Source organism: Mesorhizobium sp. M0119 (assembly GCF_040322615.1).
Lineage (GTDB): Bacteria > Pseudomonadota > Alphaproteobacteria > Rhizobiales > Rhizobiaceae > Mesorhizobium.
In genome coordinates this window covers 16,630-31,042 of sequence record NZ_JAMYTU010000032.1, presented here as the reverse complement: position 1 = coordinate 31,042, position 14,413 = coordinate 16,630, and the positions used below count along the sequence as shown (strand labels likewise).

Below are 14,413 nucleotides of genomic sequence, written 5' to 3'. Positions count from 1 at the left end.
ATGGCAGCTAGTATATACCTCTCAGGTGGTATATTTCGTCTATTTTCTCGTTTGGAGGGGTATGAATTGGGCGTTTCGCGCAGCGATGAATACAACCGGCTCGCTGCGCTCATCGCAGCGACGCGGGAGACGAGCGGCGAGCTTTTCGGCAAGGCAATGGTTGCCTGGCTCCGCCAGCATGTCAGCTTCGATCATTGCGTGATCTTCGGCTATCGCGGCGCCTCACGCCCGCCGCTGCTGTTCGAGACATTCTCGCCGGCCGACAGCCACGTCTTCGTCGCGCTCTATCAGGAAGGGCCTTACCTGCTCGATCCGTTCCACCATGCTGCGGTCGAACGCAAGGAAGGCTTTTGGCGCATGCGCGAACTGGCGCCGGACCGCTTCTATGCCAGCGAATATTACCGCTCCTACTACAGCCAGACCAGGCTTGCGGAGGAGGTCGGCTTCTTCGTGCCGCTGCCGGGAAAGGACGCACTGGTAGTCTCGCTAATGCGATTGCGCGCTTCGGGGCCGTTCGGAACCGCCGATGCCAGGTTGCTGCGCGACATGGGGCCTGCGGTGATCAGCCTCGTCAGGCTGCGCTGGCCTAGCCTTCCGGCTGACGGGCCGGTTGGGACGAAGCAAGACGAGGCGATTGCTCCGGTCAGCGAGTTCGAACGTGCTCACATCTGGAAGAGCCTTTCGCTCACGCCGCGCGAACAGCATGTCGTCGATCTGGTGCTTCAGGGTCATTCCACTGAATCGATTGCCAGGGCGATGCGCATCGTGCCGGGAACCGTAAAAGTTCATCGCCGCAACATTTACCGCAAGCTCAAGATAAAGTCGCAGGCGGGTCTGTTCGCACGTTTTGTCGAGATCATGGACGCACGGATTCGATAGTCCCAAGTTCAGCCGGCAGCGCCGTCCCAGGAACCGGTTTCAGCCATCTGCCTGAGCCGGCGCGCCACCCGAAAGACGTCCTTGCCGGTCTGCTGGTACCAGTGATCCAGCCGCCGGATGATCTTGTCCACGCCTTCGAGGCTTGCCCAGAACATCGGTCCGCCCTTGCCGACCGGGAAGCCATAGCCGTTGACCCAGACGACGTCGATATCGGAGGCCCGGGCGGCAATCTTTTCCTCGAGGATTTTGGCGCCCTCATTGATCATCGGATAGACCGTCCGCTCGATGATCTCCTCGGCGCCGATCGCGCGCGGTGCAATGCCGCGTTCGGCAGCCTTGTTGCGGATCAGCGCCTCGACCTCGGGCTCGGGCAGCGGCGTGCGCGAGCCGTTCTCATAGCGATAGAAGCCGCTGCCGGTCTTCTGGCCGAAATGGCCCTGTTCGCACAACGCATCGGCGATCACAGCCGTCTGGCCGCGCGCTTTGCGGTTGCGCCAGCCTATGTCGAGGCCGGCGAGATCGCTCATCTCGAACGGCCCCATCGGCCAGCCGAAATCGGTGAACACCCGGTCGACCTGACGCGGCATTGCGCCTTCCAGCAGAAGCGTCTCCAGTTCCGAACCCCGCGCCGCCAGCATGCGGTTGCCGACGAAGCCATGGCAGACACCGACGACGACCGGCACCTTGCCGATCCGCCGTGCCAGATCGACGATCGTCGCCAGCACGTCGGGCGAAGTCTTGTCGGCGCGGACGATTTCCAGAACCTTCATGACGTTAGCCGGCGAAAAGAAATGCATGCCGAGGAGATCTTGCGGCCGCGACGTCGAAGCGGCGATTTCGTTGACGTCGAGATAAGAGGTGTTGGTGGCGAGGATCGCGCCCGGTTTGGCCACGGCATCCAGCCTGCCGAAGACATCCTTCTTGACCGCCATCTCCTCGAACACGGCCTCGACGATCAGGTCGCAATCGGCAAGATCGGCATAGTCGGTGGAACCCTTGAACAACCCAAGCCGTTGGCGCTTGGCGTCTTCGCTCAGCGATCCGCGGATAACGGAAACGGCATAATTCTTGTCGATCGTCGCCAGTCCGCGTTGCAACGCCTCCTGCGTTGTTTCCAGCAAGGTCACGGGAAGACCGCCATTGGCGAACGCCATGGCGATGCCGCCGCCCATCGTGCCGGCGCCGATGACGCCGACCCGGGCGATCTTGCGCCTGGCGACATCCTTGCCGGCAATCTTTGCCGCCTCACGTTCAGCGAAGAACAAATGCCGCTGGGCGTGTGATTGGTCACCGGCGACAAGCTTGACGAACAGGTCGCGTTCGGCCGCCAGCGCTTCGTCGAAGGGCAGCGTCAGGGCGTTGCGGACCGACTGCGCACAGGCGACCGGCGCTTCGAGGCCGCGCGCTTTTTTGGAAAACGCTGCCGCCTGCTTGTCGAAGGCCGGCAAGTCGGCCTGGTCGAGGCGATCGTTGCGGTCGCGCACCGGCGTGAACGGACCGCCTTTGGCGGCCATGCCGGCCGCAAAACTCACCGCTTGCGCGATCAGGTCGCCATCGAAGACGGCATCCACCAGGCCGTCGGCGAGCGCGTCGGCCGCACCGATCGGCGTTCCCGAAATGATCATGCTGAGTGCCTTCAGCGGACCAACCAGGCGCGGCAGGCGAACCGTGCCGCCGCCGCCCGGCAGCAGGCCGAGCTTGACTTCCGGCAGGCCGAGCCTTGCCGCTCGGTCGGCAACACGGAAATGGCAGCCGAGCGCCAGTTCCAGGCCGCCGCCGAGCGCGGTGCCGTGAATGGCGGCGATCGTCGGCTTGGCGATGGCTTCCAGCACGGCGAGGATGGCGCGCAATTCCGGCTGCTGCGCCGGTCTGCCGAATTCGGTGATGTCGGCGCCTGCAACGAACGTCCGCCCGGCGCAGGCTATCACGATTGCTCCGACCGACGGCTCGTCCCGCAGGGAAGCGAGTGCCCGCATCAACGGCTCGCGCACATGGAAGCTCAGCGCATTGACCGGCGGATTGTCGATGCTCACCAGCGCGACGTTGCCGTGCCTTGTAGTGCTGACGAAATCGGACACGCAAACCTCATACAATGATGTTGGCCAATAGCGCGACGGGATTTACATGGCCAATGCTCGGATGGGAACCGGATGTTTCCTGGCAGGCTCGCCGCCACAGCGATCGCAAACCTTGGAGATTGGCCGAAACATTTCTCCCTTCGTCATCCTGGGGCGGAACAAGGAGCGAAGCGACGCAGTGCCGACCCCAGGATCCATGCCGTGACGCCTGCGTTTCGCGGCGATGCAGAATCTGTTCCGCTCGCATTCCTCGGCAAGGTCACGGCATGGATCCTCGGGTCAAGCCCGAGGATGACGAAGGTGTGGTCAGCGCAGCGCCTTCTGCCCGCCCGCCGCCGTGATGACGCCGACGATGATCAGCCCTGTCAGCACCAGGCGGACGCCGACGCTGACGCCGAACGTGTTGAGCATGGTCAACAGCAGCACCAGGAACAGCGCCGCGCCCCAGACCCCCGGCACATTGGCCTTGCCGCCGGCCACCGATGTGCCGCCGATGACGACGACGGCGATCGACGCCAGCAGATACTCATTGCCGATATCGACATTGGCGCCGCGGAAATAACCGGCGAGCAATGCACCGTCGAGGCCGCCGAGCGCGCCCGACAGCGTGTAGGTGAGGAAGCGGGTGCGGCCGACCTTGACACCGGCCAGCCAGGCGGCGCGGATGTTCTGGCCGATCGCCAGCACCGAGCGTCCGTAGATCATGCGCTGCAAAACGATGCCGGCGCCGATGGTGAACAGCACGGTGAGGATCGCCAGCACCGGGATGCCGAACACCTGCCAGTTGGTGAAATCGGCAAAGCCAGGCGGCGGCTTGATCTGCAAGCCGCGCCCATAGCTGATATCGACCGACTGGATGACGAAGCTGGCCGACAGCGTCGCGATGATCGGCGGAATGCGCAGCGCCCATATCAGCAGGTAGTTGACGGCGCCGATCGCCATGCCGCAGGCAAGTGCGGCCAGCAAGCCGACCGCGATCATCGTATCGTTGCCGTCCATGACCTTCATGGCAACGGCGCTGGCAAGGCCGATATTGGCCGGCAGCGACAGGTCGACATTGCCCGGCCCGAGCGTGATGACGAACATCTGCCCGACGCCGACGATGACGGTGAAGACGGCGAGCGACAGCGCCGCCGTGATCATGCCGCCGCCGCCATAGCCGCCGGTGAAGGCGATGGTCGCCAGCCATACCAGCAGCGCCCCGAAGAACGACCAGATCCAGGGTCTGGCGAGCAGTGTCCGCAGCGAGGCCATGCTCACCTCTCTCTGCGGCTGATCAGCACCCGCGCCGCCAGCACGATGATCAGGATGGCGCCATTGGCGGCGACCTGCCAGTCCGGCGGAATGTGCATGAAGGTCAAGAGTGGCGATGCCGCCAGCGCCAGCGTCAACGCGCCGATGACGGCGCCGATCGGCGACACCCGGCCGCCGACGAACTCGCCGCCGCCGAGGATGACGCCGGCGATCGAAAGCAGCGTGTAGCCATTGCCGATATTGGCATCGGCCGAGGTGGTGATGCCGATCAGCGCCATGCCGGACAGAACGCCGAACAGGCCGGTCAGCGCAAACAGCGCGATCTTGGTGCGCAGCAGCGACCAGCCGGCGCGCTTAAGTGCGGCTGAATTGCCGCCCGATCCGCGCAGGATGACGCCGTAGGAGGTGCGCATCAGGCCAAAGTGGACGACGGCCGCGATCAGCAATGCCGCGATGATCGGGAACGGAATGAAGGGTGGCTTGAAGGCCATCAGCGCCAGCAGCCAGTCCGGCGCCTTGCCGCCGGGCTTCGGCAGGATGAGGATGGCCATGCCCTGCCAGACAAAACTCATGCCGAGCGTCACCACGATAGAGGGCAGGTTGCGCAAATGGATCAGCGCGCCGAGCAGCGCGTAGACACCGATCGACCCGAGGAGGATCACGACGCCGAGCAACGGCGCGTCCTTCAGCCACGTCGCCGTGACGCAGCCGACGAAGCCGACAAAGGTGCCGATCGACAGATCGAGCTCGTTGCCGGCGATGACGAACATCTGCGCGATCGTCGCCAGAGCGATCGGGATCGCCAGATTGAGCATCAGGCTGAAACCGAAATAGCTGATGGCGCGCGGGTTGAGCCAGGCGATGGCGATGAGCACCAGCGCCAGCGACAGTGCCGGCAGCAGGCTGCGCAGCATGCGCGCCCGCCTCGTGGCGCGAGCCGAAGATTTTAGCCCATTCTCGACAGATACCGCTGTCATCTCAGGCCGCGTCGCCGAACGAGGACTGGATGATCTTTTCCTCCGTCAGTTCGTCGCGACGAAGGTTGGCGACGATCCGGCCGTTCTTGAACACATAGATGTGGTCGCAATTGTCGAGCTCTTCGGTTTCGGTGGTGTACCAGAGGAAAGTGCGGCCATGGCGAGCCTCTTCGCGCACGAGGTCGTAGACTTCGAGCTTGGTGCCGATATCGACGCCGCGCATCGGGTCGTCCATCAGCACGATCTCGGCGTCGGAGCCGAGCGCCCGCGCGAACAGCGCCTTCTGCTGGTTGCCGCCGGACAGCGAGAAGATGTTGTTGTTCATATCGGGCGTACGGATGCCGATTTTCCGCTGCCACAGCTCGGCGAGCTCGGCTTCGCGCTGCGGCGAGATCAAGAGGCCGTTGCGCAATCGCGCCAGCGAACGGATGCCGATGTTCTCGGCGATCGACCATTGCGGAAAAATGCCGTCCGACTGGCGGTCGCCGGCAACCAGCGCCACCGGCGCGGTGACCTCGATGCCGGTCCTGGCGCGGGAAGCCGCGGCAAAGATCGCCAGCAAAAGATCGGTCTGCCCATGCCCGGCAAGCCCCGCAAGCCCGATGATCTCACCGGCACGGGCGACAAGCTCGTTGCCGTCTTGCTGTCGCGCCGGACGCGCCCGGACCCGCAGCGGGCCGGGCCCCGGCTTGCCGCTCGCAATCTCTGCGGCGGCCTTCTCGCGCGCCTCCGCTCCGCCCATCGCCGTCACCAGCCTGTCGCGGTCGAATTGATCGGCCTGCCCGGCGGCGACCACTTTGCCGTCGCGCATCACGACGATGCGGTCGGCGTTTCCGAGCACTTCGCCCAGCACATGCGAGATCAGGATGCAGCTCTTGCCGGCGGCGATGAAACGGCGCACGAACGCCAGCAGCTGGCCGGCGGTATGCGCATCGAGCGAGGAGGTCGGCTCGTCGAGGATGACCAGTTCGAGCGGCTCCTGCGTGACCGTGAAGGCGCGCGCCACCTCCACCATCTGCCGGCTGGTGATGGAAAGATCGCCGACGATGTCGGATGCCGAGATGCTGTGGCCGGGGAAGATCTCGTCGAGCTTGGCGGCGATCAGATCGGCGGCCTTGCGCCGCCAGCCGAAGCCATTAAGCGAGGCGTGGTTGATCCGCGTGTTCTCGGCGACGCTGAGGTTGGGGCAGAGCGACAGTTCCTGGAACACGCAGCGTATGCCGAGCTGCTGCGCGCGCGGCACCGAATAACTTGCCTCGACGCCGCCGCGGACCGCGATCTGCCCGCCGTCGGGGGTAAGCGTGCCCGCCACCATATGCATGAGCGTCGATTTTCCGGCGCCGTTATGGCCGACAAGACCGACGCATTCTCCAGCACGAACGCTGAAATCGACACCGGCGAGCGCCCTGACGGCGCCGAAACGTTTTTCGGCTCCGTCCAGTCTTATGATGTCCAAACTGACGGCGCCGAAATGCTTTTCGGCGCCGTCAGGCCTGATGATGTCTGCACTGGCCTCGGGCATCCCTCAACGATACCCGGTTATCTGTGGCGGCAACAATAGTGCCATGCTCACTTGATGTTGGCCTTGATCGCCGCGACGGCGTCTTCCTGCGTGTATTCGTGGCTGGCGACTCCGCCCTTCGGAATCTTCGGCAGCGCGGCCTCGAAATCGTCCTGGGTGAAGGCAAGATAGGGAACCAGCAGGTCGTGTGGCACGTCGGTGCGGCCGTCGAGCACCTGCTGCGCCACCCAGAAGGCAAGCGTCGATACGCCCGGTGCGATCGATGCCGACCAGGTCTGGTAACCGTCCTTTTCCTTCTGCTCCTTCCACCACTGCAACTCGTCCTGGCGATTGCCCATGATGATGGTCGGGCGCGGCTTGCCGGCAGCGGCGAAAGCCTGCGCCGCGCCATAGCCGTCACCGCCCTGGTCGACGACACCGACAACATCAGGCAGCGACGGCAGGATCGTCGCTACGGCCTTCTGTGCCGTGGTTTGGTCCCAGTCGCCGGTCACCGAGCCAACGATCTTGAACTCGGGATGGGCAGCGACGCCTTCGAGGATGCCGGCATGGATGGCATCGTCGATTGAGGTGCCGGCGAGGCCGCGGATTTCCAGGAGGTTGCCGCCCTTGGGTTGGAACTTGGCCATCTGCTCGACTTCCTGCTTGCCCATGTCCTTGAAGTCGACGACCACCCGGTAGGCGCAGGGTTCGGTGACGATTCCGTCGAAGGAGACGACGACAATGCCGGCGTCGCAGGCCTGCTTGATGGCGCCGTTGAGCGCATCCGGAGACGCCGCGTTGATCACGATCGCGTCATAGCCCTGTAGGATCAGGTTCTGCACCTGGGCTGCCTGCGTCGGCACTTCCTTGTCGGCCGTCGTGAAGACGTCGGCGGCGCCGACCACCTTGTCGGCAACCGCCTTCTTGGTGACGATGGCGTAGCTGTCCAGCATCGCCTGCCGCCAGGAATTGCCGGCGTAATTGTTGGAGAAGGCGATCTTCTTGCCGCTGGTGTCGGCAAGCGCGGTGCCTGCGGCAAGCATCGCCGCAAGGGCGCCCAAAACGAATATTTTCTTCATGTCATACTCCTCCCGTGAGTTGCTGTCTTAGTAGTGGCTAATGGCTTGCTGGTGGCTAATGGCTGATACGCTCATAACGCTGTTTTTTATCTATTATCAGACAAATGCAGATAGGGGACAAGCTGTCAACAGCAATCCATGGCCGACGATCAACTTGCGGTGCAATCATTGAAACTGGTTCGGCTCCTGGTCTAGGGATGGCGCTGGAGACCGATTGAATGGCAGCGAATCTTGCGCCGGGTGCACCCGGCATTCCGGCGCGCTGGACGTCGAGCGCCAAGAGCGGCGTCGGCACGGCGCTCTCGCCGGCCTGCCCGATATGGTTCACCATCAGCCACGGTATTCTCAACGAGATCTACTATCCCCGCCTCGATAGCGCCTGCACCCGCGATCTGGGGCTGATCGTCACCGGACCCGAAGGCTATTTCTCGGAAGAAAAACGCGACGCCGAGCACAGTGTCGAACCACTCGAGGACGGGGTACCTGCCTACCGGCTGGTCAACACCGCAAGCGATGGAACCTACAGGATCGAAAAGCGCATCCTCACGGATCCGGAACGTCCCGCCTTGCTGCAGGAGATCATTTTCACGCCGCTCAAAGGCGCGGCCGCCGATTACCGCGTCTACGCGCTGCTGGCGCCGCACCTCGTCAACGCCGGCATGGGCAACACCGCCTGGATCGACGACCATGAAGGACAGCCTGTCCTGTTCGCATCGGGACGCGGCACCTGCCTGGCGCTCGCCTCGTCGCTGCCGTGGAAGGCGTGCGCGGCCGGCTATGTCGGCGTCTCCGACGGCTGGCAGCAGCTTCGTCAAGGCGGCCGGCTCGATCCGGCCTGCCGCAGGGCCGAGGACGGCAATGTCGCGCTGATCGGCGAGATCGGCTTTTCGGCCGCGAACCCAAAAATATTGCTGGCACTGGGCTTCGGCACGACGCCGCAACAGGCGGCGGAGACTGCTTTCGCCAGCCTGAACCAAGGTTTTGGGCCCACAGCCAGACCCTACATCGACAAATGGCGCAAATGGCAGGCCGGATTGCTGCCGCTGGACCGGCATGCGGCGTCCGGCCTCAACAGCTACCGCCTCAGCACGGCTGTGCTGGCGACACACCGCTCGTCTACCGGAGCAGCCGTGGCAAGCCTGTCGATCCCGTGGGGCTTCAACAAGGGCGACGACGATCTCGGCGGCTATCACCTGGTCTGGCCGCGCGATCTTGTCGAAACTGCCGGCGGCTTCCTCGCCGCCGGCGATCCGGCGGAAGCCTTGCGCATCCTTGGCTATCTGCGCTCGATCCAGCAGCCGGACGGCCATTGGCCACAGAACGCCTGGCTCGACGGGTCGGTCTATTGGCCGGGCATCCAGATGGACGAATGCGCCTTCCCGCTGCTGCTCGCCGACGCGCTGCGCCGAGCCGGGCATTTGCCGGCTGCGGTACTCTCCTCCTTCATGCCGATGATCGAGCGCGCTGCCGCCTATGTCGTGCGCAACGGCCCGGTCACCGGCGAGGACCGCTGGGAAGAAGACGCCGGCTACAGCCCGTTCACACTTGCGGTCGAGACCGCGGCGCTGCTTGCGGCTGCGGACATCTTCGATGCCGCCGGCAAAACAGAGCCGGCAAACTATCTGCGCGAAACCGCCGATATCTGGAACGATCAGATCGAGCGCTGGACCTACGTCGTCGGCACCGCCGCATGCGACGAAGCCGGCGTCGAAGGCTACTATGTCCGCATCGCCCCGCCCGACACGGCCGGCGCGGCATCGCCGAAGGACGGCTTTGTACCGATCAAGAACCGTCCGCCCGGCGATGCGAACCGCCCCGCCGAGGCAATCGTCAGCCCGGATGCACTGGCACTGGTCCGCTTCGGCTTGAGGGCAGCCGACGATCCGCGCATCCTCGACACGGTCAAGGTCATCGACGCGCAATTGCGCTGCGAACTGCCGCAGGGCCCGCTCTGGTACCGCTATAATGGCGACGGCTATGGCGAGCATGCCGACGGCGCACCGTTCGATGGAACCGGCCAGGGCCGGGCCGGGCCGCTGCTGGTCGGCGAGCGCGCCCATTACGAGCTGGCGGCGGGGCGCAAGGACAAAGCGGCAAGCCTGCTCGGCACGTTCGAGAACTCTGCCGGGCCGGGCGGCCTGCTGCCGGAGCAGGTCTGGGACGGTCCCGACATGCCGGAGCGCGAATTGCGGCATGGCGGGCCCTCCGGCAGCGCCAAGCCGCTGGTCTGGGCGCATTCCGAGCACATCAAACTGCTGCGTTCGCTGCGCGACGGCGCCGTGTTCGACATGCCGCCGCAAGGCGTCAAGCGCTATGTCGAGGGCAGGACGGTGTCGCGCCTCAGGGCATGGCGCTTCAACCACAAGATCCGTACCATCCCGGCAGGCAAGGCGTTGCGCATCGAACTTCTGGCCCGGGCGGTGGTTCATTGGAGCAGCGACAATTGGGCAACCATCCATGACGCCGAGACCACCGCGAATCTTTTCGGCATCCATCTCGCGGAGTTACCGGTTGCCGACGCCGCTCCGGGCAATAGCATTGTCTTCACTTTCTTCTGGCCCGATAGCGGCCATTGGGAGAATGCTGACTTTTCTGTCGGCATCGGCGATACCGGATAGAGCATGATCCCGCAAAGTGGAGACCGGTTTTCGGAAAAGATCATGCTTCAATAACAGTGCCACTAGATCATCGATCCCTCAAGTAAGGCAGGACGAGACCATGCAGATAGGAATGATGGGACTGGGCCGGATGGGCGCCAACATGGTTCGGCGCCTGCTGCGTGATGGCCACGAATGCGTCGTCTACGATATCAACCCGGCGAGCGTCGCGGCGCTTGTGAGCGCCGGCGCGGTCGGAGCCGCCTCGATGGAGGAGTTCGTCGGCAAGCTGGCGAAGCCGCGCAGCGCCTGGCTGATGCTGCCGGCGGCGATCACCGGCCGGATCGTCGACCAGGTGGCCGCCTTGATGGAGCCGGGCGACATCATCATCGACGGCGGCAATTCCTATTACCACGAGGCCGTCGACCACGCCGCGCGCCTGGCCTTGAAAGGCTTGAGCTATGTCGATGTCGGCACCAGCGGCGGCGTCTGGGGCCTCGAGCGCGGCTATTGCCTGATGATCGGCGGCCCCGACAGCGCGGTCCAGCATCTCGATCCGGTCTTCGCGACGCTGGCGCCGGGCGCCGACGCCGCTTCGCCTGCCCCTGCCAAGGATGCCGGAACCGCTCCCTTCGGCTATCTCCACTGCGGGCCGAGCGGCGCCGGCCATTTCGTCAAGATGGTCCATAACGGCATCGAATACGGCGTCATGGCCGCCTATGCCGAGGGCATGAACATCCTGAAGTCGGCGAATGCCGGCAAGCGGCAGCGCACCGCCGACGCCGAAACCAGCCCGCTGGAAAACCCGCAATATTACCAGTTCGACATCGACATCGCTGAGGTGGCCGAGGTCTGGCGGCACGGCAGCGTCATCGGCTCGTGGCTGCTCGATTTGACGGCCGGCGTGCTGAAGGCCGATTCGTCGTTGACGCAGTTCGGCGGGCGCGTTTCGGATTCCGGCGAAGGCCGCTGGACGCTGAAGGCGGCGATCGACACCGGCGTTCCGGCGCCGGTTCTGTCGTCGGCGCTGTTCGACAGGTTCTCCTCGCAAGGCGAATCCGAATTTGCCGACAAGCTTCTGTCCGCCATGCGCTATGCCTTTGGCGGCCATGTCGAAAAACCCAAGGCCGGCTCGTGACGGGCGACAGGGAGGCACGCCCATGAGCCAGGAACGATCGGACACGCTGGTGCTTTTCGGCGCCAGCGGCGATCTCGCCCACAAGAAGATCTTTCCCGCCCTCTACGCGATGGTGGCCAAGGGAACGCTGAACGAGCCGGTGATCGGCGTCGCCTTCGATCCCTGGGACCTCGCCAAGCTGCAGGCGCGCGCCCGCGACGGCATCGTCAACGCCTTGGGCAGCATCGACGAGAAGATCTTCGCCAAGCTTGCATCGCTGCTGCGCTATGTCAGCGGCGACTATCGGGCGCCTGCGACCTTCGAGAAGCTGAAGACCGCACTCGGCAGCGCTGAGCGGCCGCTGCACTATCTGGCGGTGCCGCCGGCGATGTTCGAGGTGGTCGTCCAGGGGCTGGAGCAGTCGGGCGCCGCCCAGGGCGCGCGCCTGATGGTGGAAAAGCCATTCGGCCACGATCTGCAATCGGCGCGCTGGCTGAACCGGGTGCTGCATCTGGTCTTCGACGAGAAGTCGATCTTCCGCATCGACCATTATCTCGGCAAGGAGGCGATCCAGAACCTGCTCTATTTTCGCTTCGCCAATTCCTTCCTCGAGCCGATCTGGAACCGCAATTACGTCGAGAGCGTGCAGATCACCATGGCCGAGGATTTCGGTGTCGAGGGCCGCGGCCGCTTCTATGACGAGGTCGGCTGCATCCGCGACGTCATCGAAAACCACCTGCTCAACATCCTCTTGCTGCTCGCCATGGAGCCGCCGGTCGGCCGCTCGGCCGACGATCTGATCGACGAGAAGGTGCAGGTGCTGCGGGCGATCCGGACGCTGACCAGGGACGATGTCGTGCGCGGCCAGTTCGACGGCTATCTCAACGAGCCGGGCGTGGCGCCGAACTCGCCGGTCGAGACCTTCGCGGCGGTGCGCTTTTTCGTCGATACCTGGCGCTGGCAGGATGTGCCGTTCTTCATCCGCGCCGGCAAATCCCTGCCGGTGCACGCCACCGAGGTCATCGTGCGGCTGAAACGGCCGCCGCTCGACGTCTTCGATCCAATCACACCCGGCGACTGCAATCACGTGCGCTTCCGCATCGACCCGCAGGTGGCGATCTCGATCGGAGCCCGGCGCAAGGCGCCCGGCGACGACATGGTCGGCGAGCAGGTCGAGCTCACCGCGCTGGACGACTCGAAGGGCGACATGCCGCCTTACGAGCGGTTGATCGGCGACGCCATGAACGGCAACGGCCAGCTGTTCACCCGCCAGGACGCCAGCGAGCTCGCCTGGCGCATCGTCGGTCCGGTGCTCGGCGACACCACGCCGCCCCCTGTCTACGCGCCAAAGACGTGGGGGCCGGCCGAAGCCATGGCTGGATTCGGGCCGCCGAACGGCTGGATCAATCCAACAAAATGATTTCTGGGAGGCGAAAGCGGTGGCCAAAGCGGTGAAGCAACCGGCATCGGACGAAGAAAAGATCGTGCTTGCAATCGATATCGGCGGCTCGCACGTCAAGATCCGCACCAGCGCCGGCGGCGACGAGCGCAAGACCGCTTCCGGACCGGAGCTTACGCCGCAGCAGATGGTCGCGGCGGTGAAGACGCTGGCCGAAGGGCTGCATTACGATGTCGTCTCGATGGGCTATCCGGGTCCGGTGCACCACAACCGGCCTTTGACCGAACCCGCCAATCTCGGCAAGGGCTGGGTCGGCTGCGATTTCGCCGCTGAGTTCGGCAAGCCGGTGAAAGTCGTCAACGATGCGCTGATGCAGGCCATCGGCAGTTATGAAGGCGGCCGCATGCTGTTCCTCGGCCTCGGCACCGGCCTGGGGGCCGCGATGATTGTTGATAACGTCGCCCAGCCGATGGAGCTTGCCCATCTTCCCTACAAGAAGCGCGGCAGTTTCGAAGACTATGTCGGCGAACGCGGCCTGCAAAAGCGCGGCAAGAAGAAATGGCGCAAACACGTCTTCGACGTGGTCGACCGGCTTCGCGCCGCCATGCAGCCGGATTACGTGGTCATCGGCGGCGGCAATGTCGATGAACTCACCGACTTGCCCGCCGATTGCAGACGCGGCGACAACACACGCGCCTTCGAGGGCGGATTTCGACTATGGCGCGACAAATCCCTGATTATCTGATATTGCTGATTGTCTGATATTATCGAGCACCGGCTCAGGGTTGTTAATCCCGCGCTGCCGTTAGTATTATTATTCAAAATAATGTGTGACGTGGTGCGGCGTCATTGCATTGCGCAGATTTGCCGACTAGGAATTTCTGCGACCCCCACGGACGGAGAAATAGATTGATCGACGACAACAACAACGCTCGCAAAGACATCGACCTGCTCGAGCTGACCGCCCATATCGTGTCCGCATATGTCGAGAAGAACCGCTTGCCGGCTTCCGGCCTCGGCGATCTCATCGCCAGCGTCAGCGCTTCCATAGGCGGGCTCGGGCAACCGGCAGTGCCGGTCGCCGCGCCGCTGACGCCCGCCGTCAATCCCAAGAAATCGGTGACGCCGGACTACATCATCTGTCTCGAGGACGGCAAGAAGTTCAAATCCTTGAAGCGCCATATCGGCGTCCATTTCGGGCTGACGCCCGACGCCTATCGCGCCAAATGGGGCCTGCCGTCCGACTACCCGATGGTCGCTCCCAACTACGCGGCCTCGCGTTCGCAGCTCGCCAAGGCGATCGGCCTCGGCCGCAAGGCCGCCCCGCCGGCGCCCGTCAAGGGCAGGGGCAGGAAGGCCAAGGCGACGGCTTAGGCTTCGTTGGTATTTGATCGGCCTGCGAACGGCGGTCCCTGCATCCGGTAGCAGCACTAATTGCCATCGTGGCGCTGCCCCTCATCGCCCTGCCGGGCACTTCTCCCCGTAAAGAACGGGGAGAAGGGGCTTGGCCGCGACGCTGGCGACCCCCT

The 14,413-nt window shown here is 64.3% G+C and carries 11 protein-coding genes; 6 read left to right on the top strand and 5 right to left on the bottom strand.

Going from position 1 to position 14,413, the window contains the following annotated elements; translation table 11 throughout:
* The first annotated feature begins 66 nt into the window (after positions 1-66).
* Positions 67-879 (top strand): response regulator transcription factor, encoded by an 813-nt coding sequence (locus NKJ40_RS23965; RefSeq protein ID WP_352468178.1) that lies wholly within the window; start codon positions 67-69, stop codon positions 877-879.
* An 8-nt stretch (positions 880-887) separates the two neighbouring features.
* On the opposite strand, the gene NKJ40_RS23960 is transcribed toward NKJ40_RS23965, so the two are convergent.
* The 5 genes from NKJ40_RS23960 to NKJ40_RS23940 all read right to left on the bottom strand — a co-directional run bounded on the left by NKJ40_RS23960 (position 888) and on the right by NKJ40_RS23940 (position 7,771).
* Positions 888-2,957: a 3-hydroxyacyl-CoA dehydrogenase NAD-binding domain-containing protein gene (locus NKJ40_RS23960; protein WP_352468177.1), complete on the bottom strand. Its 2,070-nt coding sequence runs from the start codon at positions 2,955-2,957 to the stop codon at positions 888-890.
* 306 nt (positions 2,958-3,263) lie between these two features.
* On the bottom strand, positions 3,264-4,211 hold the full coding sequence (locus NKJ40_RS23955) for an ABC transporter permease (RefSeq protein ID WP_352468176.1): 948 nt from the start codon (positions 4,209-4,211) through the stop codon (positions 3,264-3,266).
* Between the two features lie 2 nt (positions 4,212-4,213).
* Positions 4,214-5,188: an ABC transporter permease gene (locus NKJ40_RS23950; RefSeq protein WP_023678190.1), complete on the bottom strand. Its 975-nt coding sequence runs from the start codon at positions 5,186-5,188 to the stop codon at positions 4,214-4,216.
* Between the two features lies 1 nt (position 5,189).
* On the bottom strand, positions 5,190-6,710 hold the full coding sequence (locus tag NKJ40_RS23945; RefSeq protein WP_352468174.1) for a sugar ABC transporter ATP-binding protein: 1,521 nt from the start codon (positions 6,708-6,710) through the stop codon (positions 5,190-5,192).
* A gap of 47 nt (positions 6,711-6,757) precedes the next feature.
* Positions 6,758-7,771, bottom strand: a complete 1,014-nt coding sequence (locus tag NKJ40_RS23940) for an ABC transporter substrate-binding protein (RefSeq protein ID WP_352468173.1) — start codon at positions 7,769-7,771, stop codon at positions 6,758-6,760.
* Between the two features lie 218 nt (positions 7,772-7,989).
* Between NKJ40_RS23940 and NKJ40_RS23935 the strand changes: the two genes are divergently transcribed.
* The 5 genes from NKJ40_RS23935 (at position 7,990) to NKJ40_RS23915 (ending at position 14,258) form a co-directional block, all read left to right on the top strand.
* A complete protein-coding gene (locus NKJ40_RS23935) occupies positions 7,990-10,389 on the top strand; it encodes a glucan 1,4-alpha-glucosidase (protein WP_352468172.1) in 2,400 nt (799 codons plus the stop codon).
* A gap of 100 nt (positions 10,390-10,489) precedes the next feature.
* Positions 10,490-11,506 carry a phosphogluconate dehydrogenase (NAD(+)-dependent, decarboxylating) gene (gene gnd, locus NKJ40_RS23930; protein ID WP_352456290.1) on the top strand — a complete coding sequence of 339 codons (1,017 nt, stop codon included), beginning with the start codon at positions 10,490-10,492 and terminating at the stop codon, positions 11,504-11,506.
* A 22-nt stretch (positions 11,507-11,528) separates the two neighbouring features.
* Positions 11,529-12,905: a glucose-6-phosphate dehydrogenase gene (gene zwf / locus NKJ40_RS23925; RefSeq protein ID WP_352468170.1), complete on the top strand. Its 1,377-nt coding sequence runs from the start codon at positions 11,529-11,531 to the stop codon at positions 12,903-12,905.
* A 19-nt stretch (positions 12,906-12,924) separates the two neighbouring features.
* A complete protein-coding gene (locus NKJ40_RS23920; RefSeq protein ID WP_352468169.1) occupies positions 12,925-13,629 on the top strand; it encodes an ROK family protein in 705 nt (234 codons plus the stop codon).
* A gap of 164 nt (positions 13,630-13,793) precedes the next feature.
* Positions 13,794-14,258, top strand: coding sequence for a Ros/MucR family transcriptional regulator (locus NKJ40_RS23915; protein WP_352468167.1), 465 nt, complete (start codon positions 13,794-13,796; stop codon positions 14,256-14,258).
* Positions 14,259-14,413 lie beyond the last annotated feature (155 nt).